The 25,758-nt window shown below is 67.0% G+C and carries 29 protein-coding genes and 1 tRNA gene; 22 read left to right on the top strand and 8 right to left on the bottom strand.

What is annotated here, in order from left to right; genetic code table 11:
* Nucleotides 1–2 precede the first annotated feature (2 nt).
* From rpmA to FFS56_RS03460, 9 genes are all read left to right on the top strand, one after another.
* On the top strand, nt 3–260 hold the full coding sequence (gene rpmA, locus FFS56_RS03420) for a 50S ribosomal protein L27 (protein ID WP_028501603.1): 258 nt from the start codon (nt 3–5) through the stop codon (nt 258–260).
* 101 nt (nt 261–361) lie between these two features.
* Nucleotides 362–1,861, top strand: coding sequence for a GTPase ObgE (obgE, locus tag FFS56_RS03425; protein WP_127012105.1), 1,500 nt, complete (start codon nt 362–364; stop codon nt 1,859–1,861).
* Nucleotides 1,858–2,643, top strand: coding sequence for a glutamate 5-kinase (gene proB / locus FFS56_RS03430; RefSeq protein ID WP_046749239.1), 786 nt, complete (start codon nt 1,858–1,860; stop codon nt 2,641–2,643). The genes obgE and proB overlap by 4 nt, the downstream gene beginning before the upstream one ends.
* A 9-nt stretch (nt 2,644–2,652) precedes the next feature.
* Nucleotides 2,653–3,906 (top strand): glutamate-5-semialdehyde dehydrogenase, encoded by a 1,254-nt coding sequence (locus tag FFS56_RS03435; RefSeq protein WP_127012106.1) that lies wholly within the window; start codon nt 2,653–2,655, stop codon nt 3,904–3,906.
* Between the two features lie 65 nt (nt 3,907–3,971).
* On the top strand, nt 3,972–4,196 hold the full coding sequence (locus tag FFS56_RS03440; RefSeq protein ID WP_021198522.1) for a hypothetical protein: 225 nt from the start codon (nt 3,972–3,974) through the stop codon (nt 4,194–4,196).
* Between the two features lie 6 nt (nt 4,197–4,202).
* Nucleotides 4,203–4,808 carry a nicotinate-nucleotide adenylyltransferase gene (gene nadD, locus FFS56_RS03445; protein WP_021198523.1) on the top strand — a complete coding sequence of 202 codons (606 nt, stop codon included), beginning with the start codon at nt 4,203–4,205 and terminating at the stop codon, nt 4,806–4,808.
* Nucleotides 4,805–5,965 (top strand): hypothetical protein, encoded by a 1,161-nt coding sequence (locus FFS56_RS03450; RefSeq protein WP_046749237.1) that lies wholly within the window; start codon nt 4,805–4,807, stop codon nt 5,963–5,965. Before nadD ends, FFS56_RS03450 begins: the two co-directional genes overlap by 4 nt.
* Complete coding sequence (gene rsfS, locus FFS56_RS03455; RefSeq protein ID WP_046749236.1) at nt 5,965–6,348, top strand: ribosome silencing factor; 384 nt, start codon at nt 5,965–5,967, stop codon at nt 6,346–6,348. Before FFS56_RS03450 ends, rsfS begins: the two co-directional genes overlap by 1 nt.
* A 1-nt stretch (nt 6,349) precedes the next feature.
* Nucleotides 6,350–7,039 carry an SDR family oxidoreductase gene (locus tag FFS56_RS03460; RefSeq protein ID WP_127012107.1) on the top strand — a complete coding sequence of 230 codons (690 nt, stop codon included), beginning with the start codon at nt 6,350–6,352 and terminating at the stop codon, nt 7,037–7,039.
* An 18-nt stretch (nt 7,040–7,057) separates the two neighbouring features.
* Here the strand turns inward: FFS56_RS03460 and FFS56_RS03465 are convergent, their stop codons facing one another.
* The gene (locus FFS56_RS03465) at nt 7,058–8,713 is read right to left on the bottom strand and encodes an ABC transporter ATP-binding protein (protein WP_164734092.1); all 1,656 of its coding nucleotides are present in this window, start codon (nt 8,711–8,713) and stop codon (nt 7,058–7,060) included.
* A 169-nt stretch (nt 8,714–8,882) separates the two neighbouring features.
* Here FFS56_RS03465 and FFS56_RS03470 point away from each other — a divergent pair, with 169 nt between their 5' ends.
* The 8 genes from FFS56_RS03470 to FFS56_RS03505 all read left to right on the top strand — a co-directional run bounded on the left by FFS56_RS03470 (nt 8,883) and on the right by FFS56_RS03505 (nt 17,129).
* A complete protein-coding gene (locus FFS56_RS03470) occupies nt 8,883–10,088 on the top strand; it encodes a membrane dipeptidase (RefSeq protein WP_046749234.1) in 1,206 nt (401 codons plus the stop codon).
* Nucleotides 10,088–11,707: an ABC transporter substrate-binding protein gene (locus tag FFS56_RS03475; RefSeq protein ID WP_046749233.1), complete on the top strand. Its 1,620-nt coding sequence runs from the start codon at nt 10,088–10,090 to the stop codon at nt 11,705–11,707. Before FFS56_RS03470 ends, FFS56_RS03475 begins: the two co-directional genes overlap by 1 nt.
* Before the next feature lie 32 nt (nt 11,708–11,739).
* Nucleotides 11,740–12,702: an ABC transporter permease gene (locus FFS56_RS03480; RefSeq protein ID WP_046749232.1), complete on the top strand. Its 963-nt coding sequence runs from the start codon at nt 11,740–11,742 to the stop codon at nt 12,700–12,702.
* Nucleotides 12,699–13,598: an ABC transporter permease gene (locus tag FFS56_RS03485; RefSeq protein ID WP_171010996.1), complete on the top strand. Its 900-nt coding sequence runs from the start codon at nt 12,699–12,701 to the stop codon at nt 13,596–13,598. Before FFS56_RS03480 ends, FFS56_RS03485 begins: the two co-directional genes overlap by 4 nt.
* A gap of 9 nt (nt 13,599–13,607) precedes the next feature.
* Nucleotides 13,608–14,786, top strand: coding sequence for a Xaa-Pro peptidase family protein (locus tag FFS56_RS03490; RefSeq protein ID WP_046749231.1), 1,179 nt, complete (start codon nt 13,608–13,610; stop codon nt 14,784–14,786).
* A 28-nt stretch (nt 14,787–14,814) separates the two neighbouring features.
* Nucleotides 14,815–15,714 (top strand): alpha/beta hydrolase, encoded by a 900-nt coding sequence (locus tag FFS56_RS03495; protein WP_046749230.1) that lies wholly within the window; start codon nt 14,815–14,817, stop codon nt 15,712–15,714.
* The gene (locus tag FFS56_RS03500; protein ID WP_249352933.1) at nt 15,660–16,745 is read left to right on the top strand and encodes an Lrp/AsnC family transcriptional regulator; all 1,086 of its coding nucleotides are present in this window, start codon (nt 15,660–15,662) and stop codon (nt 16,743–16,745) included. Before FFS56_RS03495 ends, FFS56_RS03500 begins: the two co-directional genes overlap by 55 nt.
* Nucleotides 16,746–16,844: 99 nt before the next feature.
* Nucleotides 16,845–17,129: a hypothetical protein gene (locus tag FFS56_RS03505; protein WP_046749229.1), complete on the top strand. Its 285-nt coding sequence runs from the start codon at nt 16,845–16,847 to the stop codon at nt 17,127–17,129.
* Nucleotides 17,130–17,232: 103 nt separating this feature from the next.
* Here the strand turns inward: FFS56_RS03505 and FFS56_RS03510 are convergent, their stop codons facing one another.
* From FFS56_RS03510 to FFS56_RS03530, 5 genes are all read right to left on the bottom strand, one after another.
* Nucleotides 17,233–17,907 (bottom strand): CueP family metal-binding protein, encoded by a 675-nt coding sequence (locus FFS56_RS03510; protein ID WP_046749228.1) that lies wholly within the window; start codon nt 17,905–17,907, stop codon nt 17,233–17,235.
* Nucleotides 17,908–17,977: 70 nt separating this feature from the next.
* Nucleotides 17,978–18,571 carry a DUF305 domain-containing protein gene (locus FFS56_RS03515; protein ID WP_046749227.1) on the bottom strand — a complete coding sequence of 198 codons (594 nt, stop codon included), beginning with the start codon at nt 18,569–18,571 and terminating at the stop codon, nt 17,978–17,980.
* Nucleotides 18,572–18,673: 102 nt separating this feature from the next.
* Complete coding sequence (locus FFS56_RS03520) at nt 18,674–19,153, bottom strand: DUF6153 family protein (RefSeq protein ID WP_233437403.1); 480 nt, start codon at nt 19,151–19,153, stop codon at nt 18,674–18,676.
* Nucleotides 19,154–19,235: 82 nt separating this feature from the next.
* Entirely contained in the window at nt 19,236–19,418 is a 183-nt protein-coding gene (locus FFS56_RS03525; RefSeq protein WP_046749225.1) for a hypothetical protein, read from the bottom strand.
* Nucleotides 19,419–19,502: 84 nt separating this feature from the next.
* Nucleotides 19,503–20,039, bottom strand: coding sequence for a hypothetical protein (locus FFS56_RS03530; RefSeq protein WP_127012109.1), 537 nt, complete (start codon nt 20,037–20,039; stop codon nt 19,503–19,505).
* Nucleotides 20,040–20,448: 409 nt separating this feature from the next.
* Between FFS56_RS03530 and FFS56_RS03535 the strand changes: the two genes are divergently transcribed.
* Together FFS56_RS03535 and FFS56_RS03540 are read left to right on the top strand one after the other, a co-directional pair.
* On the top strand, nt 20,449–21,351 hold the full coding sequence (locus FFS56_RS03535) for a hypothetical protein (RefSeq protein ID WP_127012110.1): 903 nt from the start codon (nt 20,449–20,451) through the stop codon (nt 21,349–21,351).
* A gap of 12 nt (nt 21,352–21,363) precedes the next feature.
* Entirely contained in the window at nt 21,364–21,762 is a 399-nt protein-coding gene (locus FFS56_RS03540) for a hypothetical protein (protein WP_046749223.1), read from the top strand.
* A 214-nt stretch (nt 21,763–21,976) separates the two neighbouring features.
* On the opposite strand, the gene FFS56_RS03545 is transcribed toward FFS56_RS03540, so the two are convergent.
* Nucleotides 21,977–22,049 (bottom strand) — tRNA-Ala (locus FFS56_RS03545).
* Between the two features lie 160 nt (nt 22,050–22,209).
* On the opposite strand from FFS56_RS03545, the gene FFS56_RS03550 reads away from it, so the two are divergent.
* Entirely contained in the window at nt 22,210–23,280 is a 1,071-nt protein-coding gene (locus FFS56_RS03550) for an NAD(P)-binding domain-containing protein (protein ID WP_137772049.1), read from the top strand.
* Here FFS56_RS03550 and FFS56_RS03555 read toward each other — a convergent pair.
* Nucleotides 23,267–24,289, bottom strand: coding sequence for a DUF2804 domain-containing protein (locus tag FFS56_RS03555; protein WP_137772048.1), 1,023 nt, complete (start codon nt 24,287–24,289; stop codon nt 23,267–23,269). The two genes, FFS56_RS03550 and FFS56_RS03555, sit on opposite strands and share 14 nt — an antisense overlap.
* A 125-nt stretch (nt 24,290–24,414) precedes the next feature.
* Between FFS56_RS03555 and FFS56_RS03560 the strand changes: the two genes are divergently transcribed.
* Entirely contained in the window at nt 24,415–25,206 is a 792-nt protein-coding gene (locus FFS56_RS03560) for a hypothetical protein (protein WP_046749221.1), read from the top strand.
* Complete coding sequence (locus FFS56_RS03565) at nt 25,203–25,730, top strand: hypothetical protein (protein WP_046749220.1); 528 nt, start codon at nt 25,203–25,205, stop codon at nt 25,728–25,730. The genes FFS56_RS03560 and FFS56_RS03565 overlap by 4 nt, the downstream gene beginning before the upstream one ends.
* The last annotated feature ends 28 nt before the right edge of the window (nt 25,731–25,758 follow it).

Consider the following 25,758-nt stretch of genomic DNA (forward strand, 5'->3'; position numbering starts at 1 on the left):
ACATGGCACATAAAAAGGGCGCAAGCTCAACCCGTAACGGTCGTGACTCCAACGCTCAGCGCCTCGGCGTGAAGCGCTTCGGCGGTCAGCAGGTCCTCGCCGGCGAGATCATCGTCCGCCAGCGCGGCACGCACTTCCACCCCGGCGTCAACGTCGGCCGTGGCGGCGACGACACGCTGTTCGCTCTGGCCGCCGGTGCGGTCCAGTTCGGCGCGAAGGGCGGCCGCAAGGTCGTCAACATCGTCGCCGCAGCTGAGTGATCACAGCGCGACACTAGTTATCCGGTTCGGGGCGGGCTTCGGCTCGCCCCGTCCGTGTATCTGCACACCGAAACACCACTCACATACAGGGGAATCCGCACATGGTCACGTTCGTCGACACCGTCACACTGCACCTTCGTGCGGGTAAGGGCGGCAACGGCTGCGTTTCCGTGCACCGCGAGAAGTTCAAGCCGCTGGGTGGTCCCGATGGGGGCAACGGCGGCGACGGCGGAGACATCGTCCTCGTGGCGGACCCGCAGACCGGAACGCTGCTGTCGTACCATCACTCGCCGCACCGGTCCTCCGGCAACGGCGGTCCCGGCATGGGCGATCACCGTTCCGGCTTCCTGGGTGAGACGCTCGAGCTCCCCGTGCCGGTCGGCACCGTGGTGAAGAACACCGCGGGTGAAGTCCTCATCGACATGATCATCCCCGGTGAGCGGTTCGTCGTCGCGAAGGGCGGGATGGGCGGGCTGGGCAACGCCGCTCTCGCCACCCCCAAGCGCAAAGCACCGGGCTTCGCCCTGCTCGGCACGCCCGGATACGAGGGCGACGTGGTCCTCGAACTGAAGACGGTCGCCGATATCGCTCTCGTCGGCTACCCGTCCGCCGGCAAGTCGAGCCTGATCGGCGCGATCTCGGCCGCGCGGCCCAAGATCGCCGACTACCCCTTCACGACCCTGCACCCGAACCTCGGCGTCGTTCAGCAGGGCGACTTCCGCTACACCGTCGCGGACGTGCCCGGTCTCATCGAGGGCGCCAGCGAGGGCCGCGGGCTCGGTCTCGAGTTCCTCCGCCACGTCGAGCGCTGCTCCGCACTGCTGCACGTGCTCGACTGCGCGACTCTCGAGCCGGGGCGCGATCCGATCTCCGATCTCGACGTCATCCTCGCCGAGCTCGGCGCGTACGAGGTCCCCGAGGGACAGACTCCGCTGCTCGAGCGCCCGCAGCTCATCGCGCTGAACAAGATCGATGTGCCGGAGGCGCGCGACCTCGCCGACCTCGTCCGCCCCGATCTCGAGGCTCGTGGGTTCCGCGTGTTCGAGATCTCCACCGTCTCGCACGAGGGGCTGCGCCCGCTCACCTTCGCACTGGGTGAGCTGGTGGAGAAGGCCCGCGCCGAAGCGGCGCTCGAGACACCGCCGGAGCGCGTCGTGATCCGCCCGCGTGGTTCCAAGAAGGACTTCACCATCCGGGTCGAGGGCGGCACCTACGGCAACGTGTATCGCATCCTTGGCGAGAAGCCGGTCCGCTGGGTGCAGCAGACCGACTTCCAGAACGAGGAGGCCGTGGGCTACCTCGCGGATCGACTCGAGAAGCTCGGCGTGGAGGACGAGCTGTTCCGACTCGGCGCCGTGCAGGGGTCGACCGTCGTGATCGGCGAGGGCGACAGCATCGTGTTCGACTGGGAGCCCACCATGACGTCCGCCGCCGAGGCGATGGCCGCGCCGCGCGGAACCGACCCGCGTCTGGCTCCGAACGCACGCCGGACCACCTCCGAGCGCCGTGAGCAGTACTACGAGCGCATGGACGCGAAGGCCGAAGCCCGCGCCGAGGTGGAGACGCAGCGTCTCGCCGCGTACCGCGAGGACGGCGAGTGACAGCACGCACCCGCGCGGACCTCGCCACCGCGTCCCGCATCGTCGTCAAGGTCGGGTCGTCCTCGATCAGCGGGGACTCCTCATGGCGGATCCCCGTCATCGTCGAAGCCCTGGCTGCGGCGCACGCGCGGGGGATCGAGGTCGTGCTGGTGTCGTCGGGTGCCATCGCGTCCGGCATCCCCTTCCTGCGGCTGGATGCTCGTCCGACCGACCTCGCGACCCAGCAGGCCGCGGCCGCCGTCGGCCAGAACATCCTGATGTACCGCTATCAGGAGTCACTTCGTCCGTTCGACATCGTCGCGGGCCAGGTGCTCTTGACGACCGGTGACCTCGAGAACCCGACGTCGCGTTCCAACGCCCGTCGCGCGATGGAGCGCCTGCTCGGCCTGCGCACGCTTCCGATCGTCAACGAGAACGACACGGTCGCGACACAGGAGATCCGCTTCGGTGACAACGACCGACTCGGTGCGCTGGTCGCTCAGCTGATCGAGGCGGACGCCCTCATCCTGCTCAGCGACATCGAGTCGCTGTACACGAAGCCTCCGACCGATCCCGGCGCCGAGCCGATCGACGTGGTCGCGCCGAACGCCGATCTCACCGGCCTGGAGTTCGGGGCGACCGTCGTCAACAGCGTGGGCACCGGGGGAGCGGCGACCAAGGTCTCCGCCGCCCGTCTTGCCGCGGCATCTGGCATCGGTGTGCTGGTCACCAGCGCCGACCTCGTAGCGCAGGCCCTGGCCGGCGCCGAAATAGGGACCTGGTTCGAGCCGGCCACCTCATAAACTGGGCGGATGACCGACCAGACCCCGCAGGTGCGCCTGGAGCGCGCCAAAGAGGCCTCTCGCGCCACGGCTGCGCTCACGAGCGATGAGAAGGCGCGAGTGCTCGAAGCGATCGCTGTGGCGCTGAGCGATTCCGCTGTGCAGATCATCGAGGCGAACGGTCGTGACATCGCCCGCGGACGCGCGGAGGGCATCGGGGAGTCACTCATCGATCGGTTGCGTCTCGACGAGAAGCGTGTCGCGGCACTGGCGGCCGCCGTGCGTGAGGTCGCCGCTCTCGGTGACCCGGTCGGGCGCGTCGTCGGCGGCCACCGGATGCCCAACGGTGTCGCCCTCGAGCAGGTGCGCGTACCTTTCGGCGTCGTCGGCGCGATCTACGAAGCCCGGCCCAACGTGACGGTCGACATCGCCGCTCTGGCGCTGCAGTCGGGCAACGCCGTCGTGCTGCGTGGCGGGAGCGCCGCCCGTGAGTCGAACACCGTGCTCGTCGACGTGATGCGGCGGGCGGTGGAGAGTGCAGGGCTCACAGCCGAGGCGATCCAGACGGTTGACGACTTCGGCCGGGACGGCGCGAAGGCGCTCATGCACGGGCGAGGGCTCATCGACGTCCTGGTGCCGCGGGGAAGTGCCGGCCTCATCGAGACCGTCGTCACCGAATCGACCGTGCCTGTGATCGAGACCGGGGCAGGCAACGTTCACATCTTCCTGGATGAGACCGCCCCGGACGACTGGGCGAGCGACATCGTCGTGAACGCCAAGGTGCAGCGGCCGAGCGTGTGCAATGCGGTGGAGACCGTGCTCGTGCATCGACAGGCGGCACCGCGTCTGATCCCGCTGGTGGCCAGCGCGCTGCAGAGCGAGGGCGTCGCGATCCACGGCGATGACATGGTCGTCGGCCTCATGTCGAACGTGATCCCCGCCACGGAGGAGGACTGGAAGACCGAGTACCTCAGCCTCGACATCGCGATCAAGGTCGTGGAGTCCCTGGACGAGGCGCTCGACCACATCCGCCGCTACAGCACGGGTCACACGGAGTCGATCATCACGACCGACACGCGCAATGCGGAGCGCTTCCTGGCCGAGGTGGATTCCGCCGTCGTGATGGTGAACACGTCCACCCGCTTCACGGACGGCGGCGAGTTCGGCTTCGGCGCGGAGGTCGGCATCTCGACCCAGAAGCTGCACGCTCGAGGGCCGATGGGCGTCGCAGAGCTGACCAGCACGAAATGGCTCGCGCGTGGGTCGGGGCAGACCCGCAGCTGAGGGCTAGACTGGGGGACGCTGTACCTCACAGGATCCCGAACAGCACGCCACGAAACGGAGTCAGGATGAACCTCGTCGCACAGATCGCGATGGCCGCTGCCGAAACAGAGCACCACGGCAACGTCGCGCTCGAAACGGTGATCTTCGGAGCCATCGCTGCGGTCGTGTTCGCCTTCCTCGGACTGGTGACCTTCTCCTACAAGAACGTCGCCAACCGCCACTCGGCCAAGGCCGAGGCCTGGGCCGCACAGCACGGCAAGGACGGCCACGAGGCGGGACACGGCCACTAGGCCCCCATGAACGACGCTGCGACCACGCGCCCCCCGCGCATAGGTGTGATGGGCGGCACGTTCGACCCCATCCACCATGGCCACCTGGTCGCAGCCAGCGAGGTGGCGAACTCCTTCGGCCTCGACGAGGTGGTGTTCGTTCCCACCGGTCACCCGTGGCAGAAGTCGGGCGTCTCGCCGAGCGAGCATCGGTACCTCATGACGGTGATCGCCACTGCGTCGAATCCGCAGTTCACCGTGAGCCGGGTCGACATCGACCGTGAGGGGCCTACCTACACGATCGACACGCTGCGCGATCTGAAGCGTGATCGCCCGGATGCGGACCTCTTCTTCATCACCGGAGCCGACGCCGTGGCGCAAATTCTCAGTTGGAGGGACCATGATGAGTTGTGGGAGTTGGCCCACTTCGTCGCGGTCTCGCGCCCGGGACATGTCCTGAGCACCGACGGCCTCCCGAGCGACAACGTCAGCCAACTGGAAGTGCCGGCGCTGTCGATCTCATCGACGGACTGCCGTGAACGCGTTCGCGACGATCAGCCGGTCTGGTATCTGGTCCCTGATGGGGTCGTTCAGTACATAGCGAAGCATCATCTGTATCGGAGCAAGGCATGAGTACATCGGATCGCCAGGAGCAGGGTCCGCTGACGCGCAAGCAGCTGCGGGAGATCCGTCTGACGGGTTCGACCCCCGTCATCACCAGCGAGGAGGCCGCCGCCGCGGCGGAAGCCGCGCCCCCCGCGCCGCCGCTGCCTCGGGCCGCCGACCCCGTGGAGGTCGCACCGGCACCGGTCGTCGACGCCGCGAACGGTGACGCACCGCTCACGCGTCGTCAGGTGCGCGAGCTCGAGAAGGTCCGCACGGCCTCCGTGCCGGTGGTCACACCGGAAGGCACCTCGGAAGACGGCGTCGCTGCTGCCGGCGACGGGGAAGCGGAGCAGCCCGCCGAAGCGGGCCCCTCCGACGCCGCCGCCGCGCCCGCGGAGATCGTGTCGGGCGTTCCTGACTTCACCCGCAACGAAGAGCCGGGCGATGCCGACGACGACGATGATGATGACGTCGCCGTCGAGCCCGTCCGGGCATCGGTCGCCGCAGACGCGGTGGGCGAGGTCCCGCTGGAGACCACGGCGGCGTCCACGGGCGATGAGGACGATGTGGCTGCGGCCCTCGGGCTTCCCGCCCAGGCAGAGGACGCCGGCGAGCAGGATCCCGACGACGTGCTCGCCGATGTCGACGACGCCGGGGATGAGGTCGTCGGCGACGCACGCCCGACCGTCAACTCCGCTTTCGGCGAGGGGCTGCTCGCAGACGCTCCCGACCCGCACGCGCCCTTCCGCCCGTCTTTCGATGAGCTGCTCACGGTCGGCGACTCGACCGGCTCCCAGCACTCCGCGCCGAATGCGCTGATCTTCACACCCTCTCCCGGAGAGGGATCGCTCTCCGGTCCCGTCGCATCGACCGGCGAGATCCTCGTGACGGGGTCGTACGAACTGCCGCAGGGCATGGGTTCGCAGGGCCACGCACTCGGAACCACCGACGGCAAGGATGTCGACGCCGTTCTCATCGACGGCGAGCTTCCCCCCGCGTCGTCGCCTACGCCGATCGCCGCCAGCTCGGCGGTCAGCACCATCAAGCCCGCCGGCGAGGTGATCCGTCCGCCGGCGCCTGAGAAGGGCAACCGGCTGATGATCACCCTGGCGATCGTCGCCGGAGGGCTTGCCCTCGCTGTCGGTGTCGTCGTCATCATCGCCATCACCACGAATGTGTTCTGATGCAATCACCTGAAACCGCCGAAGAGATGCTGCGTCTGGCAGCACAGGCCGCCGTCGACAAGGGCGGAGAGGATCTCGTCGCACTCAACGTCTCCGAGCCGCTTCCGCTCGTCGACATCTTCCTGCTCGTCACCGGAAACAGCGAGCGCAATGTCGCCGCGATCGCCGACGAGATCGAAGACCGCCTGATCGAGTCCGGGCACAAGCGCGTCCGCCGAGAGGGTCGGGCGGAGGCCCGCTGGGTGCTGCTCGATTTCGGTGACCTGATCGTGCACGTGTTCCACCAGGAGGAGCGCGTGTACTACGGGCTGGAGCGTCTGTGGAAGGACTGCCCCGTCGTTCCGATCGACGTGGCGGTGCCTGCCGCCACCGACCAGGGCTGACGTGTCAACGCACCTCGTCACCGGTGCGGGTTCCGGCATAGGGGCTGTTCTCGCTGGACGGCTCCTGGATCGCGGCGACGACGTCGTGGCGCTCGCCCGCGATGCCGGGCGTGCCAGACAGATCGCGGAGACGCTTCCCGGAGCTTCCGTCCTCGTCGGAGACCTCTCCCAGCCGGGGCGACTGTCGTGGGCGCTGTCGAAGCAGCAGCTGCCCGAGCGGATCGATGCGCTCGTCCACGTCGCCGGCGTCGTCGACCTCGGCGATGTGGCTGATCTCGCTCCCGCGCTGTGGGAGCAGCAGCTCGCCGTGAATCTCATCGCCCCTGCCGAGCTCACGCGCCTGCTTCTGCCCGTCCTGCGCGTGTCACAGGGGCAGATCGTGTTCGTCAACTCGGGAGCGGGCCTCCGCGCCAACGCCGGGTGGTCGGCGTATGCGGCGTCGAAGCACGGTCTCCGTGCGCTTGCCGATGCGCTGCGCGCCGAGGAGGCCGCGCACGGAGTGCGGGTGACGTCGATCTATCCCGGCCGCACAGCCACTCCCATGCAGGAGCGCGTGCACCAGCAGGAGGGCCAGGACTACGACGCCGAGCGGTTCATCACGCCGGACGCGGTCGCCACGACCATCCTCACGGCGCTCGATCTTCCACGCGATGCGGAGATCACCGACCTCACGGTGCGACCGGGGCGCTGACTCCGCGCTGCTCCGCGTTCACGCGCTCATTCGGGTGCGGCGCGCGAGCATGCCCCGGTCGGCGCGTGTCTGGGGAGGAATGGCCGAGAGCAACGACCGGGTGTAGGGGTGCTCTGCGCGAAGGTAGACGTCTTCGGTCTCACCGATCTCGACCATCTCGCCCAGGTACATGACCGCGACGCGGTCGGCGATGTGCCGCACGAGGGAGAGATCGTGCGCGATGAAGACGATCGACATTCCCAGTCGCTCCCGCAGCTCGCACAGCAGGTCGATGATCTGTGCGCGGATCGACACATCCAGCGCCGAGACGGGTTCGTCGCACACCAGGACGTCCGGGTCGAGTGCGAGTGCCCGAGCAATGCCGATGCGCTGACGCTGACCGCCGGAGAACTGGTGCGGGAAACGCGAACCCATCTCGGCGGTGAGGCCGACGAGTTCCAGCAGCTCGGCGACGCGCTCGCGCCTGCTCGACGGCGTTCCCGAGTGCGTCGCGGCGAGCGGTTCGGCGATGATCTGCTGCACGGTCATCCGAGGGTTGAGTGACATGTAGGGGTCCTGGAACACCATCTGCACCCCACGCCGCAGGATCTTCCGATCGCGGAGCCGCCCTCTCGTCACATCCTGGTCGCGGTAGCGCAGGGTTCCCGCATCGGGGGAGTCGAGCCCGACCAGCATCCGCGCCAGAGTCGACTTGCCGCTTCCGGACTCGCCGACGATCGCCAGGATCTCGCCCTGGCGGAGGTCGAGGTCGACGTCGGCTACCGCGGCGACCCGGTGCGCACGGCGCCCGCTTCCCGAACGGAAGGTGCGCTCGAGGCCGCGTCCCTCCAGGATCGGCGGGGTGTCGGCATCCTGCGCCGCCGGGCTCACATCTCGCGGCATCGAGTTCAGCAGCTGCACCGTGTACGGATGCTGCGGCTCGGTGAGCACGACGTCGGCGGATCCCGTTTCGACGATGCGACCGGTGCGCATGACGGCGACCTGATCCGCGACCTCCATCACGACACCGAGGTCGTGCGTGATGAGCAGGATCCCCATTCCGAGTCGATCACGCAGGGAGAGCAGCAGATCGAGGATCTGGGCCTGCACCGTCACATCGAGCGCGGTCGTCGGCTCATCCGCGATGATGAGATCAGGGTCCAGCGCGATCGCCATGGCGATCAGGATGCGCTGGCGCTGGCCGCCGGAGAACTGGTGCGGGTAATCGTGCACACGCTTGTCGGGGGAGGGGATACCGACGAGGGCCAGCAGCTCGACCGCGCGCGCCTGGGCGGCGCTCCGGCCGATGCTGCGGTGAGCACGCATCAGATCGATGATCTGATCGCCGATGCTGAGGACCGGATTCAACGCGGAAAGGGCGTCCTGCATGACCAGGCTGACGTGCACACCCCGCAGGCGCCTGTGCTGTTCGGCGGAGAGGGAGAGGAGATCGGTCCCGCTGAGCGTCAGGGTGTCCGCCTCCACATCCCCGTTGTCGATGAGGCCCATGATCGCGCGGGCGGTCATGGACTTTCCTGATCCGGACTCGCCCAGCAGCGCGAAGACCTCGCCCCGGCGCACGGTGATGTCGATGCCATCGACCACGCGGTTGCGCCGGCCTTCGCCGGTGAGGGTGACGGTGAGTCCCTTGACGTCCAGGACGACGGTGTTCCGGGGGGCGGGTGCGTTCTCCATGGGTGCCATCATGCCAGCTTCCAGCCTCTGAATTGTTTCGAACAGGAAACATTTTGTCTGGAAATAATCACAGAGGTTGACATCTATGCCGAAATCCTCCAGATTCGAGGAAACTCCCGCTTGGTGACCGAGTGGGACACCCGCATCATCGAACCTAAGGAGCGCATCCGTGCTCGAACAAGCTGGCCGGTACACCGGCTACACCGCGTACGACTATCTGGAAGCCGGCAAGGACTACCGCGAATTCCGCTACGCCAAGCAGATCGGCCGCGTCCCGGCTTACGATCTCGGCCTGAGCGATGCGCAGCGCGAACGCACCGAGCGCCTGCTCCGCGAGGAGACCGTGATCTCCCTGCACGAGCATGTGCAGGTCTTCCCCGAGGACATGGGCGAGCTACGCGACCACATCCGCCAGGGTCGCGAACCCACCGGCTACCAGGGTCTCGCCCGTTCCGGACTCACGGCCGTGTTCGACAACGGTATGGACGGCACCTGCTGCATCTCGAGCGACGCAGGGTGGAAGTACCAGGACGTGCTGTTCGACCTCGGTGTTCGCATGGCCGACCTCGCGCACCAGGACTTCGTGATCAAGGCCGAGTCGATCAAGGACATCCGCCACGCGGCGGAGACCGGCCGAGTCGCGCACATCTTCGCGCTCGAGGCGTCGACCATGATCGAGAACGAGGTCGACCGCCTCGACGTGCTGTACGGCTTCGGCGTGCGTCAGATGGGCATCGCCTACTCCGAGGCCAACATGCTCGGAGGCGGACTGAAGGAGCGGGGCGACGGCGGACTGACATACTTCGGCGAGCGCGCGGTCGAGCGGATGAACAAGCTCGGCATCGCGATCGACATCTCCCACTCCGGGGACCAGACGTGCCTCGATGTGATCGCCCACTCGACGAAGCCGGTCTTCATCACGCACGCCGGTGCTCGTGGGCTGTGGCCGACCAACCGCATGAAGACCGACGAGACGATCATCGAGTGCGCCAAGCGCGGCGGTGTGATCGGCATCGAGGCGGCTCCGCACACCACCATCTCGCCCCAGCACCCGAAGCACTCGCTGGAGTCAGTGATGGATCACTTCCAGTACTGCGTCGACCTGGTGGGCCTGGAGCACGTGAGCTTCGGACCGGACACGCTGTTCGGGGACCATGTCGGCCTTCACGACGCGTTCTCGTCGAACCTGTCGCTGGGGCAGGCGCACGCCAACGTCGACTACGAGAAGCAGCCGTACGTCGACGGCATCGAGAACCCGGCCGAAGCCTTCTACAACATCATCGGCTGGCTTGTGAAGCACGACTACTCCGACGACGAGATTCGCGCCGTCGTCGGAGGGAACACCATGCGCGTACTCGAGGAGGTCTGGGTCTGATGAAGTACAGCAAGTTCCTCGCCCTCGGTGCGGCCGCGGCTCTCGCCGTCGGTCTCGCCGCGTGCGCCCCGTCCGCGCCGGAACCGGGGGAGTCGTCCGGCTCCGCCGGTCCGAGCGACGAGACGATCAGCATCGGCACGACGACGGATGTCGTGAACTTCAACCCGGTGCTCGGCAACAGCAGAACGGATTCGTGGATCACGAACCTGATGTATCCGCACCTGCTGAGCATCAGCGATGACGGCAGCAAGGAAGCCCACGTGGCCACGGATTGGGGCTACGTGGATGACACCACGGGCTTCTACGAGATCCGCGACGACCTCACCTGGAGCGACGGCGAGCCCCTCACCGCCGAAGACGTGGCGTGGACCCTGAACGCGGTCAAGCGCGATCAGGCCCCCGGCACGTTCTACGGACAGCTCGGCAACCTCGACACCGCGACAGCCGTGTCGGACACCCGTGTCGAGCTCACTCTCACCCAGCCGGACTCGTCCATCGTCGAGGAGATCGGGTTCTGGGGTGTCGTCGTCCCGCAGCACGTCTTCGAGCCGAAGGGATCGATCGCCGAGTTCGCGAACGACGGCAGCGACGGGGGATGGGTGGGCATGGGCCCGTTCATCATGAGCGACTTCCAGGTGGGTCAGCACTACACGCTGAAGCGCGTCGAGGACTACCCGCTCGTCAAGGGCGGCGTCCCTGGACCCGCCGAGGTCGTGTATCGCGTGTATCCGGACGTGAACACCGAGATCCTGGCACTGCAGAGCGGCGAGATCGATGTGATCGCGAACGCGCTGCCGCCGGCACAGGTCGAGCAGCTCGGCAACACCGACGGTCTGCAGGTCATCGAGGCTCCGGGGCTCGGCTACGCCCACCTGGTCTACAACATGGACAGGCCGGACCTCGCGAAGACCGAGGTCCGTCAGGCACTCGCCCATGCCGTCGACTACGACGCGATCCGCACTGTCGTGCTGCAAGGGCAGGCCGTCTCGACGGGCTCCAGTGCGCTGATGCCGGTGCTCGCGAAGTACTACGACAAGTCGGTCAAGGAGTACGAGTTCGACCCCGAGAAGTCGCGCTCGCTCATGGAGAAGGCCGGCTACGCGGCGGACGCGAGCGGGAAGTTCCCGGTCTCGTTCCGGCTGATCTACTCGCTGCAGGACAGCGTCACCAGCCAGTGGGCGCAGATGGTGAAGGACAGCGCGGCAGAAGCCGGCATCACGATCGAGCTGCAGGGCACCGAGCGCAACACCTACCTCTCCATGACAAGCGAGGGCGACTACGACATCTATGCGGGCAACTTCGCCATCATGGACGACCCGGTGACGAACTTCTCGCTGTCGTATCTCCCCGGCGGGGCGATCAACTACACGCACGTGGACGATCCCGACCTCAACGCCCTGATCGAGGAGGGAATGGTCACCTTCGACCAGGACGAGAAGATCTCGATCATGCGCAAGGCGAACAAGATCGTCCATGAGCAGGTCTACGACAACATCATGTACACGCAGAACCTGTTCTTCGCAGCCAGCGACGAGTGGGCCGGCTTCATCGCGAAGCCGAGCGAGCTGCTCTCGATCGTGAACCCGCTCTCGCTCGCGAGCGCGCACCCGGTCGAGTAACAACCACCGAAATCTCGAGGAAGGTCGCCCGGGTGTCCCGAGCATCGTTCATTCTCCGTCGCGCCGGTCGCGGTCTGCTCACGATCTGGTTCGCCGTGACCGTGACGTTCCTGCTGCTGCGTCTGCTTCCCGGTGACCCGGCGCTGGCGCTGGCGAGTCCGAACATGACGGACGACATCCGGGCGACCATCCTCGAGCAGTACGGTCTGGACCAGCCCCTGATCGTGCAGTACGGGCTCTACATGTGGCAGCTGCTGCAGGGGAACCTCGGCATCTCTTTCACACAGTCGATCCCGGTCACGGACGTCCTGCTGCAGCGGTTGCCGTGGACGCTCCTGCTGACCATCACGGCGCTGGTGCTCACGATCCTCATCGGAGTACCGCTGGGTGTGGCCGCGGCTTCCCACAAGGGACGGTTCGTCGATAGGGCGGTGCAGGTGCTCGGAGTCACCGGGCAGTCGCTGTTCGTGCCGAGCGTCGCGATCCTGCTGCTGTTCGTGTTCGGTCTGAATCTGGGGTGGTTCCCGATCGGTGGGGCCTACACCAACAACACCTACGGCTTCGAGTGGTATCTGAGCGTCGCGCAGCACCTCGTCCTGCCGGCGGTGTCGCTCATGCTGATCCAGGTGGGCTCCTACGTCCTGACGATGCGATCGACGTTGATCGAGACGCTCGGCGAGGACTACATCCTCCTCGCCAAGGCGAACGGCATCCGCGGCAGCCGCATCCTCTGGAAGCATGCGTTGCGCAACGCCCTGCTCCCGACCACCACCCTGATCGGACTGCAGCTCGGCTTCCTGGTCGGCGGCGCCGTGCTCACGGAGACGGTGTTCGCCTACCCCGGCATCGGCCGTGGCATCTACGAAGCAGTCACCCAGCTCGACTTCCCCGTCCTGCAGGGTGCGTTCCTCATGCTCGCCGTCACGGTGGTCGTGGCGAACACCATCACCGACATCATCTACGGCTACCTGGACCCGAGAGTGAAGACCTCATGACCGCTCCGATGCCCTCCGCAGAGGCCCTGACCCCGAGTGAGCCGACCGCTGCAGGCAGCGAGCGGGCGAGCGCCCACACCTGGCGTGCGTTCCGCCGTGACCCGCTCGGCATGATCTCCCTCGGACTGCTGGTCCTGCTCGTGATCGTGGCTCTCGCCGCGCCTCTGATCGCTCCGTATCCGGCCAGCTACGGACCCGACGTACTGCGTCCGCCGAGCGGTGACCACTGGTTCGGCACCGATGCTCTCGGGCGGGACGTGTTCTCCGAGGTGATCTGGGGCACGCAGCAGAGTGTGCTGGTGGCCGTGGCGGCCTCGCTGATCGCGATCGTCTTCGGCACGATCATCGCGGTCCTCGGAGCGTACTTCCGCAAGCTCGACAGCTTCATCAGCGTGATCGTCGACATGACGCTCTCGCTCCCCGTGCTGCCGCTCATGATCCTGATCGCCGCGTTGGTGGGGCCGAGCACATCGACCATCATCTTCGTGGTCGCTGCGTTCTCCTGGCCGGAGGTCACCCGCCTCGTGCGTTCTCAAGCGCTCACGGTGGTCGGTCTGCCCTACGTCGACGCGTCGCGGCTGATGACCACGTCTCCGGTGTGGATCATCACCAAGCACGTGCTGCCCGCTGTGACCCCGGTGGTCGTCGTCTCCGTGGTGGTGACGGCCTCACGGGCTGTGCTCTCGGCCGCGGGACTGGCCTTCCTCGGCCTCGGCGACCCGACGACCTGGTCCTGGGGGCGCATCCTCTACGAGGCGCAGCAGGCCGGTGCGATGGTCAGCGCCTGGTGGCTGACGCTCTTCCCCTCGATCGCGATCCTCATCCTGGTGCTCTCCGCGACACTGCTCTCGATCGCCTACAACGACGCGCGCAACCCGCGCCACCTCGCCCGATAGGAGTCCGTGATGACCGAGTTCGACCAGCGTCTCGCGCCCGAGTTCTTCGACCGGGTACAGACCAGGGTGCGCGAGCGGATGGCCGAAGCGGGTTTCGATGCCTTCCTCACCGATCACCCCGAGGACATCGCGTACCTCACCGGTTTCTTCCACCACCCGTCCGAGCGTCCGGTGGCGATCTGGCTCGAGGCGGGAGGCCGCGTGGTCATGCTGCTGCCCGAGCTGGAACGCGAGTACGCCGAATCGCAGTCTTCCCGTGCGGAACTGGTCGCGTTCTTCGAGTATCCCGGCGTCGTCGCGCCCTTCGAAGTGCTCGCCCGTGCGGTCTCACCTCGCGGGCGGGTCGGGTTCGCGGCGTCGATGCCGTCCGCCCGCCTGTCTGCGGCGAGGGAGGCGATGCCCGATGCCGATCTCGTCGCCTCGGGGCTGCTCACCCGTGCCCGCTACGTGAAGTTCCCCGAGGAGGTGGAGCTGCACCGTGAAGCGGCCCGTGTCACCGACCGGATGCTCGACGCCGGCGTGCAGCTGGTGCAGGCGGCGGTCGCGGCCGGGGGAGATCTTCCGACCGAGGCCGAGCTCGAGCGACACGTCACCGCGACCGGCACCGGCATCATGTACGCCGAGCACCGCAATGTCGTCGTCGCGTCACTGCTGGCCGGGGGACTGGTCTATTCAGGGCCCAATTCCGCCTTCCCGCACGGGCTCCCCTCGGTGAACCGTCTCAAGGCCGGCGACACCTTCATGCTCTCCCTGGGCTGCGCGGTCGGCGGTCGGTTCATCGAGGGGGAGCGCACCTTCGTGCTGGGCGAACCCACTGCGCAGCAGCGGCGGTACCACGACGCGATCCACGCGGCACAGCTGCGCGGTCGCGAGACCATCCGTGCGGGGCTCGAGTGCCGTGAGGCCAACCGCCTGTGCCTCGATGTGATCCGCGACGCCGGACTCGGAGAGTACATCCGGCACCGGCAGGGGCACGGCATCGGTCTCGGCATGCACGAGGCGCCATGGCTGGAAGACGGAGACGCCACGCAGCTCGAGGCGGGAATGGTCGTCTCGAATGAACCCGGTATCTATGTGCCGGGCCACGCCGGCTACCGGATCAGCGACAGCATGCTCGTGACGGCCACCGGCGCCGAACCCCTGACCACCTTCCCGCGCAGCCTCGACGAGTGCACGATCGCGCTCTGACCCACGGAATCCGAGAGAAGCAGAGAACATGACATCCACCCCGCCGGTATCCCCGGAGTTCGCCGCAGCCACCAGTGACCACGAATGGGTCGAGATCAACGGGAACCACCTGGCCGTCGAGGTCCTCGGTCCCGAGGGCGCTCCGGTCATCATCACCCATCACGGAGCCCCCGGCCTCGGGTCCCGCGCCGAACCGCGAGCCAGTTTCGGTCGACTCGCCGACGAATACCGCGTCGTGGTGTTCGATGCGCGCGGCAGCGGAGCGAGCGAGGGCCTCGGCACCTACAGCCACGAGCAGTGGGCGGCGGACATCGACGGTCTGCGGGAGTGGATCGGTGCGGAGAGGATCGTGATCGCCGGTGGCTCGTACGGCGGTTTCATGGCCATGGAGTACGCACTGCGATACCCGGAGCGCGTGCGGGCGATCGTGCTGCGCGACACCTCTCCGGACAACTCCAACGCGCACCTGGCGCGTGAGAACGCCCTCGCCTCGGACCGTGTCACGATCGACATGGAGAAGTTCGACCGCATCGACGTCGGACAGGTCCACGACGACGAGGACCTGAAGGACTGCTGGCGCGAGATCCTGCCCCTGTACGACTTCGTGTACGACCCGGAAGCGACCGAGCGCAAGGTGCAGGCGACGCCGTACCGCTATCGCGCGCACAACTACGCCTTCTCTGTGAACCTCCCGAACTACGACCTCAAACCGCGCCTGCCCGAGATCGGTGTGCCGACACTCATCACCGTGGGCCGGACGGACTGGATCACGCCAGTATCGTGTAGCCAGACGATCGCCGATCTCATCCCGGACTCCGAGATGGTGGTGTTCGAGAAGTCGGGGCACTCCCCGCAGATCGAGGAGGCAGAGGCGTGGACGAAGACCGTGCGCACGTTCCTGCACCGGGTGTACCCGCCGACCCGATGAGCAGCGTCGATCTCACGAGGGAAGTGAGCGACCTCGACCGACGGATCGTCGTCGCGCTGCAGCAGGACGGCCGAGCGAGTTGGACGTCGATCGCCGAGTTCGCCGGAGCCGCCGTCTCCACGGTCACCCGACGCGGACAGCAGCTGCTCGCCGAGGGGCTGGTGCGGGTCGGGATCGTTCCGACGCTGGGCAGTGAAGGCCATGTCGAGACCTTCTTCGTCCGGATCAACTGCACGCCCGGTTCCCAGCTGAGCGTCGCGCAGGCTCTGATCGGTTCGCCCTACGTGCGGTTCGTGACGCTGGTCACCGGCAAGTTCGACGTGTTCGCCGAGGTCGTCATCCCGGGGGATTCCGCCACCTACGCGCACGTCCTCACGGACCTGCAGGCGATACCGGGTGTCGAGCGTTGGCGCAGCGACCTGGTCGTGCACACCTACAAGGTGAGCTTCGACTGGGGGAGGCAGCTCTACGACGCGCACGCCGAAGCCGCGAGCGATCCGCAGTCGTACATGCCCGCGCCGAACACCTGCGATCCCACGCACTTCGATGACGCGGACCGCGCGATCGTCGAGGAGCTTCGACACAACGGTCGTGCCTCCTTCCAGTCGATCGGCGACAAGCTGGACATGAACGAGAGCAGCGTCCGTCGCCGGTACGAACGCATGCGCAACGGCGGGTGCTTGACGACCGTGACCATGGTTCCGGCGTCCGCACTCGGCATGAGCGCCGAGACACTTCTCATCCTTCGGGTGGAACCCTCTCGGATCGCCTCGGTGGCACGCACCCTCGCCCAGCACGTCTCGGTGCGCTTCCTGGCCGCAGCGCTCGAGGAGAACTCCCTCTACTGCGAGATCATCCTGCCGAGCACCGAGACGCTCCACGACTTCCTCACCGGGACCATCGCGCACCTCAAGGGAGTCAGAGGATGGAACGCGGCCATGGAACTGGTGTTCATGAAGCGAGGATTCATCGAGACACCCTGGTGGCGCGCGCAGGTCGCCTCGGCCGAGGCCGCCGAGAACGCCTCCTGACCCCGAGGCGGCATCCTTCGCGAGCAGTGTCAAGGGGCTTTGCGTGAGCCGAACCGTGGCGCACTCTTTGAGGAAGAGAGAGTCCTGGAGGGCCCGCACATGTCTGAACTTCCGGATCCACGTTTCATACTGAATCGCATCACCGCGTCGGAGTGGGTGATCAACGACCTCCGTTACTCGCCGAACGATCCGCGCCATGTGGTGGCGTGCGTGTACGAACTGGCCGAGACCGAGGTCGAGGTCACGTGGCTTCGCGACCTTCCCCTCGCGTCCCGATACGGTACGGCCTTCGAAGTGCTGGAGGACGTCGAGAGGATGCGCGGGTCGAGCAGGGCCACGCGTCCGATCTCGATCTCGCACGTGCCGCCGCTGCTCGCGACCTAGCAGGCCGCACGTCGACAGCAGAAGCGCACCCCTCCGTACACGGAGGGGTGCGCTTCTTCATGCCACGCGGCGGCAGGACGAGCTCAGAGCGTCGTCGGTCGGCTCACCGCAGCTGGAGATCCGTGATGCAGGTGCGGTCGTCGGGAGAGGTCGTCGACAGTGGCACGGAGCCGGTCAGCCCCTGGCTCTCGACGGTCAGCGTCGTCTCGAGGCCGCGGGGCACCCATACGCCGACGAAGCCGTTGTCCTGGGTTCGTCGGGTCTCGTCGACGACAATGCTCCCGTCGTCGGTCGTCAGGGTGACACGGACCTCCGTGTCGGCGAGCTCGCCCACGCACGTCGTGAGGCTGTGGAAGTGGCACTCGTGGGTCTGATCGCGGAACGGCGCGATCGAGACGTAGACGGCGTCGTCGGGCAGGGGAAGTCTGCCCTCTCTGCCCCTGGCGTCTCGAAGCACGAGCGTGTCGGGCTCTACCGAGGCGAGGAGGTCATCAGGACGATCCACGAGGGCCGTCGCCTCGAGCCGCGCGATCACCTCGCGGACGTCGAGCGCCGCCAGATCGTGTACGGCGAGCAGCTCTTGTGCCACTGCCGCCGAGCCGGCGTCCGTCGATGGCGTGGAGGCCGATTGCGAGGGTGAGGTCTGCGAGGGCGTCGTCTGCACGCCGGCCGAGCATCCGGTCAGGGCGATACCGGTGGCAGCGAGGGCGGCGAGCGTGACGGACAGCCGACGCCGCTGGAGCGTGTGGACGACGGCGGGCATGGTGGGGAGGTTCATGGCGTGGTTCCTTCGTGCGGAGGAGGGCCGGTGCCGCACTGCGCGGCGCCGACACCGGCCCGGGGATGGGTCAGAGAGAGGAGAGGAGGTCCTTCATCTCCTGGATCTCCTCCGTCTGCGCGTCGATGATCGTCTGGGCGAGCTCGACCGCTTCCTGGTCGCTTCCTTCGTCGACCTGGGTCTGCGCCATCTCGACGGCCCCCTCATGGTGCGCGATCATCTGCTCGAGGAACAGTCGGGAGGCCTCGGCACCGTCGGCCGCGCGGAGGGCCGCGAGGTCGTCGTCGCTCATCATCCCGTCCCCGTGATCCATCGCACCCGCGTCGCGATCGTCGGAGCCGACGCCCCACTCGTCGAGCCAGCCTTCGAGCTGTTCGATCTCCGGTCCCTGAGCGGTCTTGATCCGCTGGGCGAGAGCGGTGACGGCCGGGTCGACCCCGGGAGACGCGAGCACGATGTCGCTCATCTCGATGGCCTGCTGGTGGTGGACGATCATCATCGAGGTGAACATGATGTCCGCCTCGTCGACGCCGGCGGGTGCCGACGACGAGCCGTGGTCCATCCCCGGCATCGAGCCGTCAGTGTCGCCGGTCGCGCAGCCGGACAGCAGCAGGACCGTGGACAGGGCGAGTGCGGTCGTGACCGCAGCACGGATCTTCTTCATGGTGTTCTCCAATACGCATAGTCGTCGCGCGCACGCCGATGACGGCGCGCGCAAGGTGAGTGGTGTGGAGCCGGGCACGAGGGGTGCGGGCTCGACGGCCGCTCAGGTGCGACTGATGCAGAGAACGTGAAGCGAAGGGGTTTGGGGGAGCGCGCGGGAGGTGAGGGCCCCGGTCGGAGAGGACCGGAAGACGGTGGTTGCCCAGGCCCGGAGCGCACCGGGAGCGATGACCAGCGCGAGTGCGAGCAGCAGAGCGAGTACGCACATCATCGCCATGCCGGCGTGGTCGTCACTGCCGCAACCTGCACAGGACATGTCGCCGGCGTTCGTCGAGTTCCCGGAGGGGTGAGCCTGCGCCGCGCCGTGCGGAGCCGCCGCATGGTGAGCGGGCGTCGTGGCGGTGTCGCTCACCGGCATCGCGACTGCTGCCGGTGCCTCGGCGGATGGCGTCCCGTGCAGATTCAGGGTGTGCATCCCCAGGAGTCCGAGGATGATCGCGGCTACGAGGAGAACGGCGGACAGCAAACCGCGGAAGACGCTCGATGAGCCTCTTCCTGACCACGTCGCCACCACCGGTGCCATGAGGCAAGTCTAGGCGGAGCGGTGGGAGTCGACGGGGTCGGCGGAGTCGAGGAGAGCAGTGGCGGGGCGGTTCCCGCGGCGCTCAGTCGTCGTGGGTGTCGTCTTCGTCGGCCCCGGCGGCGATGCGGTCCGCTTCGGCGCTGTCGACCAGCGCGTCGTCGGCATCGGGGTCGAGGACACGCTCGCCGTCGACGTCTTTCGTCGGAACGTCGGCCTCGTCATCGTGGAGGATCGGAGGCAGGGGAGGAATGATGGGGTTCGACATGGTCGCGTCCTTTCGTGGAGATGGCTTCACGGTAGGACGGGCGTCGACGACGCAGAATCGGGTTGACGCTCGGGGAGGGGCGCGCTAGGGGCGACCCTCAGCGACCCGAATCGCGTGTCGGGTCGGGACGGGGTGGTAGACCGCCTGTCGTTCGGTGGCGGCCGCCGCGAAATCGCCGTCGCCGTTGATGACGTGCCCTTGGTGCAGCACGATGCGGCTGGCGTGGCCTCGGCCTTTGAGCACGGCGCCGCGCAGATCAGGATCGACGTCTCGATAGCTGCCTCCGCCGCCGAGGTCGACGCTTATCGCGCTGACATCGCCGAGGATCTGGCAGCCGTCTCCCAGACGAGAGGCTCCGGCGACATCGATCTTCCCGCGAAGACGGACCCGGTCGCCGACGGTGACCGTCGAGTCGGGGCGATTGAGAAGAGAGTCGGGGCCGGCGTCGAATCGGACGTGCGGGAAGAACACGTTCCCCGTGCCCATGCGAACGTGTGCCGACACCAGCGTGGAGTACGGGTCGAGGAAGACGTTTCGCGCGTCCGCGATGAGCTCGCTCACGGTCAGATATCCGCGATCCGCACGCACCCGGTCGGTGTAGGCGAGAGGTGTCTCCGTCATCGGGCCTCCCGTCGTGCCGATCATGTCACACCGTCCCGTGAGACGAAGAAGAACCCCGCAGGTTCGGCTATTCAGCGGGAGCAACTCGTGACCTCCTAACCTTCATCAGCTGGCTCCCACGGGTCGCCACGTCAGAATCTGCGCCACTGCTCGTCACCTCGCAAGAACCCGTCGCACCGCGTGTCCCGCCAGCGGCCGCTCATGGTGCGATGCTCCCGCGTGAGGGGCGGGGCGAGATGGAGCGTGCGCAGTCGCACCAGGTCCCAGAACTAGCGCTGTGCCCCGCAACCACACGGTCCGCCAACACGGACCGGAGCACCGAAGATTGCTATTGACGCTCCGAGGATGTGATGCGTAACGTGCTACTTACGATCCGAAGGGGCGGGCGACCAGAGGGGAAGCAAGACCAATGAAGGTCAAAAGTGCTATCGGAGCAATCGCTGCGGGGGCGGCGGTGCTGATTTCGGCTATGTGGATTGCCCCGGCGGCGATCGCAGCGGAGGAATCCGCGGTTGATGTGGTTGCGAAAATTGCCCCAGCTGATGTCGCAGCAACTATCGATACCCCGCTGCTCGCAGGCGGGCAGAGCACCGTAATGATCAATCGACTTAAGGTCGAGGTGTCCGCGGCTGCCGCCGATGGTGTTTCGATCTCGACGGGTGATGGGTTGGCGACGATCGGGCTGCCCTTCGCCGACGAGGTCAGCGCTGCCTCTTCTACGGTTCCTGGAACTGTCACATATGACAACGGCAACTCGTCAAGCAGCGTCGTTCTCGTGCACGACACCGGCTCGGTGCAGATTGCGACCGTGATCGGTAGTGCAACCGCACCGACGCGCTATGACTACCCGATCGACCTTCCCGACGCTTCGCGTCTCGTCCTGCGAGACGGTGGCGCAGCCGTGATCGATGGCGTGACCGGCGAGGTCTTGGGGAGCTTTGCAGCGCCGTGGGCGAAGGACGCGGCCGGAAAAGACGTTCCCACGCGCTACGAGTTGAATGGCCAAACCCTTACGCAGGTCGTCGACCACGACAGCAGCTTCACCTATCCCGTGGTCGCTGATCCGACGTACACGACGCACGTGAGCTACCTCAGTAAAGCACAGGTCGTCAGTATGTATAACGGGCTCAAGGGCATCAGTAGCGCATGCAGCGTCGCGCCGATTCCGTGGCCGGCCAGTATCGCTTGCTTGGGGCTCGCTCCCGCAGCCCAGGTCGAGAAGGCGTATTGGAACAAGTGGCGCCTCAAGGTGACGTACTACAACTGCGGGTTCAACTACTGCAGCTACACGACGTACACGGCAGTACCGTAAGTCAGGAGGGAAATGATGCGTATCAAGACACCGGCCGCCAAGGTCGGGTACCTGCTCGTCTTCGTCGTCGGGATCACGCTCACCGCGGTTCCGCTCGCAGCCATCGGCTACGAACTCGGATTCGCGTGGGCGACCGTGGCTCTCGTGGCAGCCGTCGTCGTCGCAGCGCGCACCTTTAGGGGCGCCGGCGAATCCGATGCCCCGCGTCCGTGGTGGAAGATGACCAGCACGCGTGGCAGTGCGCTTCTGCTCAGTGCCTTCTTCTTGATCCAGGGAGTCGCCTCGTCGTTGGGTGCCTTCGGCGTGCCCGATCGGACCTTGGCGCTGGTCGGCGGCGTCGCGGCGCTGGTGATAGCCGCGTTTTACCTGCACTCGGCCCTACGGGTTCAACAGCACGCGGTGACCTCGTGAGCGTCGGCTGAATCCAGCAGGGCGATGGGCAGGATTTGGGGATGTATCCCGGATTGACACTGAATGCCACTGGGCATCCGGGAGCGTCGGTCACGCGTGCGATGACCCATCCGTCATCACCGAGATGATCGAAATAACGTGAGCAAGTCGTGAGTGACCTCGAGAAGGTGCCACTCAGAAACGCAAAAACCCCTGGATAACCAGGGGTTTTTCGTGGACCTGAGGGGACTCGAACCCCTGACCCCCTGCATGCCATGCAGGTGCGCTACCAGCTGCGCCACAGGCCCAGACGCTGTTCCGGACCAGCCGGAGCAACTTGAAAAGAGTACTACACGAATCGACGGGAGCACCAATCGGTGGGGGCATCCCGGGCGCGTCACGACGGATGAGGGCGCGGATGAGAAGGCGCGGAGGAACAAGCACGCGGCGTCGCGTGTTGGATCCGGCGTGAGCATCCTCGACAGTCTGGTGATCGGCGCAGGACAGGCCGGTCTCTCGGCATCGTTCCACCTGTCCCGGTTGGGTATCTCGCACGTGGTCCTCGATGCGGACGAACGCCCGGGTGGCGCATGGCAGCATCGGTGGGACGCGTTGACGATGCGAGACGTGCACGGCGTTGCAGAGCTGCCGGGAGACACGCCTCCTGCCCGCGACGGTGCTCGCGCCAATGAGGCTGTGCCGGCGTACTTCGCGTCGTACGAGCGGAGGCACGCACTTCCCGTGCTGCGCCCCGTCCATGTGGATCGGGTGGAGGACCGCGACGGTCTCCTGGCCGTGCGAGCCGCGGAGGGGGAGTGGACGACCCGCACCATCGTGAATGCGACCGGTACCTGGTCCCATCCGTTCCTCCCGCATTTCCCCGGCATGGAGACGTTCGTCGGAGAACAGCTGCACACGGTCGACTATCCGGGACCGGAGCACTTCATCGGCAAGCGGGTGCTGGTCGTGGGCGGTGGCGCCTCAGCCGTGCAGTTCCTCGGCGCGCTGGCCCCGATCACCGAGACGCTGTGGGTCACCCGCCGCGAACCGGTCTGGCGCGACGACGACTTCACCCCGGAGGCGGGAGCCGCAGCGGTCGCGCTCGTCGAGCAGCGCGTCGCCGCAGGGCTTCCTCCGCAGAGCGTGGTCAGTGTCACGGGACTCATGCTCCGCCCGCAGGAGCGGGAAGCGGAGCGTCTGGGCGCCTACGCGGACCGGCGTCCGCTGTTCGAGCGCATCGAACCCGACGGTGTGCGCTGGTCCGACGGCAGCTTCGAGCGGGTCGACGTGATCCTGTGGGCGACCGGCTTCCGACCCGCGATCGGTCATCTGGCACCATTGCATCTGCGCAGCGCTGCCGGAGGCATCCAGCTCGACCGGAACGGACGCGGAACGACCGCCGTCCGCGATCCTCGCGTGCAGCTGGTCGGCTACGGGCCGTCTGCGAGCACGATCGGCGCGAATCTGGCCGGTCGCTCCGCGGCGAAGGGCGTGCAGCGCGCGCTGAAGTCCGCAGAATCGCGCGTCACCAGCGGTTGAGCACCTCTTCAGCGAACCCCTCGATGCCGTCCACGCGCACCCGTGTCCCGGTGTCGTCGAGCACCCAGCCCGACCAGACGCCGAACAACTGGTCCGTGGAGCTGGCGATCACCACGGCATTGGTGCGAGAGCGCTTGTCGTAGAACGGTGTGAAGGTGAGATCGGCCTTCACTCCGTGCACGTGCCACGGGCGCATGAAGTGTCCGGGGTCGTAGTCCCACACGAGTTCCTCGCTGATCTTCGACAGTCGCCCGTCGACGAGCAGCGCATTCTCGGTCGCCCCGGAACCGTCGGTCCACTTCGCGCCGAGTTGCAGTCCGATCACGCGTCCGTCGACGACCCCGCTCGCGGCCGCCCAGTTCCACTGCACCCGGTACGGCCAGCGTCCGCGACCGTGATCGAGCACCGCCCAGCTTCCCGTGGGTACGTCGTGCGCGATGCCGTCCACCGTCACCGTGCCGCTGGCCGGACGGGCGACGTCTTTCACCGTGTACTGGAACCGGGGAATGCCGTCACCCGTGCGCCACGGCACGACGACCCCCAGCGCCTCATGCCCGGCGGGACGACCGGCGAGCAGGTCGAACGAGACGCGAGGTGCACTCCCGCGCAGGCGGGTGCCGTCGAAGCTCTCATCGACGTCTATCGTGATCCGACGGGTGCGCGCCCTCGCGGGCCCATCGCCGATCGACGCAGGCAGCGTCGCACTTCGGCTCCCGGGTGAGATCACCGTGGCGCCGATGTCATGCCCGGTCGCGCGATCGAGCACCCACACCTCGTGGAGCGACATGTAGTCGACGCACGACACCGTGAACGCGATGATGTGGGACGGTGTCATCACGTTCCAGTACTCCCACCGCTTGTTGCGGCCCCAATGTCCGCGCCCGGGGATGCCGGAGGTGTCGTGGACAGGGGTGCGTGACCAGCCCACCGCATCCCGGTTCAGTTCCCCGTCCGGGGTGGTGAGAGACACAGGCGCGGTGATCTCGCGCTCGATCAGCGGTGTGGGCATCTTCGTCCTGCTGTCCGGAGGACACCTCGGGGCGGTGTCGTTGCCCCGAGTGTAGAGGAGGGCGTTCCGCACGAGGAACACCCTCCGGGTGGGGGAGGGAATCGGACCCTGGATACGCTGAGAGCATGCTCCGCATCGTGTTCCTCGTCGTCTGGCTGCTGCTCTCCGCCTGGCTCGTCGTGTGGGTCGGCGAGGGCCTGTTCGGAGTCGATCAACGACACTCGATCCTTCCCTTCGCCGGAGAGGACACCCTGGGCGCCCCGATCCTCATCGGCGTCGCCTGGGGGCTGCTGCTGACCTTCGGCGGCATGCTGTCCGGCCTCGGGCGTCGCAAGACGGTGCGCGGAGAGACGCAGATCGGTGTCGGCACGATCGTCGAGGTCAGCCGTACCGGTCTGACCGTCAACGATGTGCCGCAGTACGACCTGTTCATCCGCGTGACCCCGAACAGCGGGGAAGAGTTCGTCGCCCAGATGCGGATGCTGGTCGACGCCTCAGACATGTCCGCCCTGCAGGTCGGACTTCCCGTGCCGGTGCGATACAGCCTCATCGACCAGGACACCGTGGTGCTCGCAGACCTCACCGATCCCGCGGTGCGTGACGCCATGCTCCAGTGGAGGATCGAACGGGGGCTGATCGACCCGTCACAGGTGCGCGCACGCACGAGCGGGACCGCGGTGACGGCCTCCGTGCTCGAGGTCCGTCCGACGGGGCGACGTCGCGAAGGGCAGAGCGAGCTCGCGCTCCGTGTGCTGATGGCACCGGAAGGCGTGACGACCTGGGAGGCGGACACCACCGTGTTCGTGTATCCGCAGGCCATCCCGCATCTGCAGGTCGGCGCTCCGGTCTGGGCGTACTACCGGAGGGAGGACCCGCATACGGTCGCGGTGACGATCGAGAAGGAGGCGGGACGATGAACCCGATGGACACCCTCATCTGGCTCGTGAACTTCCCGGCGTCGCACGGATACGCGATGGTGTTCATCGCCGGTTTCTCCATCCTCGGCCTGTTCGCGCTCTCCGCCGGCGGAACCGCGCCGGGTGGTGAGTTGCGGGCGATCCGCCGGAGGGAAGGGCTGCTGAGCCCCGATCAGCGTCCGCGCGGGCGGGCCGGGGCTGCGATCGTGCGCATCGGGGCGCGGATCCTGGCTTTCGTCATGCTCGCCTGCCTGGTGATCGGCATCCTCAGCCTCATCGGAGTTCCGGTGACCCGCGCGTACATCTACGACAACGGACGGCCGACGGCGGCGACCCTCGACGGCGAATGGGTGACGTTCACGACAGCCGAGGGCGTCGAGTACACGCTGGAGAGCAATTTCTTCACCCCGGCCGTGTACCCGGACCGCGACGCCTACATCCCCGGTGGCCAGCTGATCGTGGTGCGTTACCTCCCCGACCATCCGCAGGCATTCGTCATCGACAGCGACCAGACCCCGCGCTGAGGTCGGAGAGGGCGCGTAGGGTGAAGGT

It is taken from the genome of Microbacterium sp. Beta, assembly GCF_005502545.1.
GTDB classification, from domain to species: domain Bacteria; phylum Actinomycetota; class Actinomycetes; order Actinomycetales; family Microbacteriaceae; genus Microbacterium; species Microbacterium oxydans.

Excerpts from the sequence above, each read along its gene's own strand:
- FFS56_RS03555 (WP_137772048.1), bottom strand. The coding sequence starts at position 24,289 with ATGCCCACACCGCTGATCGAGCGCGAGATCACCGCGCCTGTGTCTCTC.
- FFS56_RS03515 (WP_046749227.1), bottom strand. The coding sequence starts at position 18,571 with ATGAAGAAGATCCGTGCTGCGGTCACGACCGCACTCGCCCTGTCCACG.
- FFS56_RS03475 (WP_046749233.1), top strand. The coding sequence starts at position 10,088 with ATGAAGTACAGCAAGTTCCTCGCCCTCGGTGCGGCCGCGGCTCTCGCC.
- FFS56_RS03440 (WP_021198522.1), top strand. The coding sequence starts at position 3,972 with ATGAACCTCGTCGCACAGATCGCGATGGCCGCTGCCGAAACAGAGCAC.
- FFS56_RS03525 (WP_046749225.1), bottom strand. The coding sequence starts at position 19,418 with ATGTCGAACCCCATCATTCCTCCCCTGCCTCCGATCCTCCACGATGAC.
- FFS56_RS03465 (WP_164734092.1), bottom strand. The coding sequence starts at position 8,713 with ATGGAGAACGCACCCGCCCCCCGGAACACCGTCGTCCTGGACGTCAAG.
- FFS56_RS03560 (WP_046749221.1), top strand. The coding sequence starts at position 24,415 with ATGCTCCGCATCGTGTTCCTCGTCGTCTGGCTGCTGCTCTCCGCCTGG.
- FFS56_RS03510 (WP_046749228.1), bottom strand. The coding sequence starts at position 17,907 with ATGAACCTCCCCACCATGCCCGCCGTCGTCCACACGCTCCAGCGGCGT.
- FFS56_RS03435 (WP_127012106.1), top strand. The coding sequence starts at position 2,653 with ATGACCGACCAGACCCCGCAGGTGCGCCTGGAGCGCGCCAAAGAGGCC.
- FFS56_RS03520 (WP_233437403.1), bottom strand. The coding sequence starts at position 19,153 with ATGGCACCGGTGGTGGCGACGTGGTCAGGAAGAGGCTCATCGAGCGTC.
- rsfS (WP_046749236.1), top strand. The coding sequence starts at position 5,965 with ATGCAATCACCTGAAACCGCCGAAGAGATGCTGCGTCTGGCAGCACAG.
- FFS56_RS03490 (WP_046749231.1), top strand. The coding sequence starts at position 13,608 with ATGACCGAGTTCGACCAGCGTCTCGCGCCCGAGTTCTTCGACCGGGTA.
- obgE (WP_127012105.1), top strand. The coding sequence starts at position 362 with ATGGTCACGTTCGTCGACACCGTCACACTGCACCTTCGTGCGGGTAAG.
- FFS56_RS03535 (WP_127012110.1), top strand. The coding sequence starts at position 20,449 with ATGAAGGTCAAAAGTGCTATCGGAGCAATCGCTGCGGGGGCGGCGGTG.
- FFS56_RS03540 (WP_046749223.1), top strand. The coding sequence starts at position 21,364 with ATGATGCGTATCAAGACACCGGCCGCCAAGGTCGGGTACCTGCTCGTC.
- FFS56_RS03565 (WP_046749220.1), top strand. The coding sequence starts at position 25,203 with ATGAACCCGATGGACACCCTCATCTGGCTCGTGAACTTCCCGGCGTCG.
- FFS56_RS03450 (WP_046749237.1), top strand. The coding sequence starts at position 4,805 with ATGAGTACATCGGATCGCCAGGAGCAGGGTCCGCTGACGCGCAAGCAG.
- nadD (WP_021198523.1), top strand. The coding sequence starts at position 4,203 with ATGAACGACGCTGCGACCACGCGCCCCCCGCGCATAGGTGTGATGGGC.
- FFS56_RS03485 (WP_171010996.1), top strand. The coding sequence starts at position 12,699 with ATGACCGCTCCGATGCCCTCCGCAGAGGCCCTGACCCCGAGTGAGCCG.
- rpmA (WP_028501603.1), top strand. The coding sequence starts at position 3 with ATGGCACATAAAAAGGGCGCAAGCTCAACCCGTAACGGTCGTGACTCC.
- FFS56_RS03505 (WP_046749229.1), top strand. The coding sequence starts at position 16,845 with ATGTCTGAACTTCCGGATCCACGTTTCATACTGAATCGCATCACCGCG.
- FFS56_RS03495 (WP_046749230.1), top strand. The coding sequence starts at position 14,815 with ATGACATCCACCCCGCCGGTATCCCCGGAGTTCGCCGCAGCCACCAGT.
- FFS56_RS03530 (WP_127012109.1), bottom strand. The coding sequence starts at position 20,039 with ATGACGGAGACACCTCTCGCCTACACCGACCGGGTGCGTGCGGATCGC.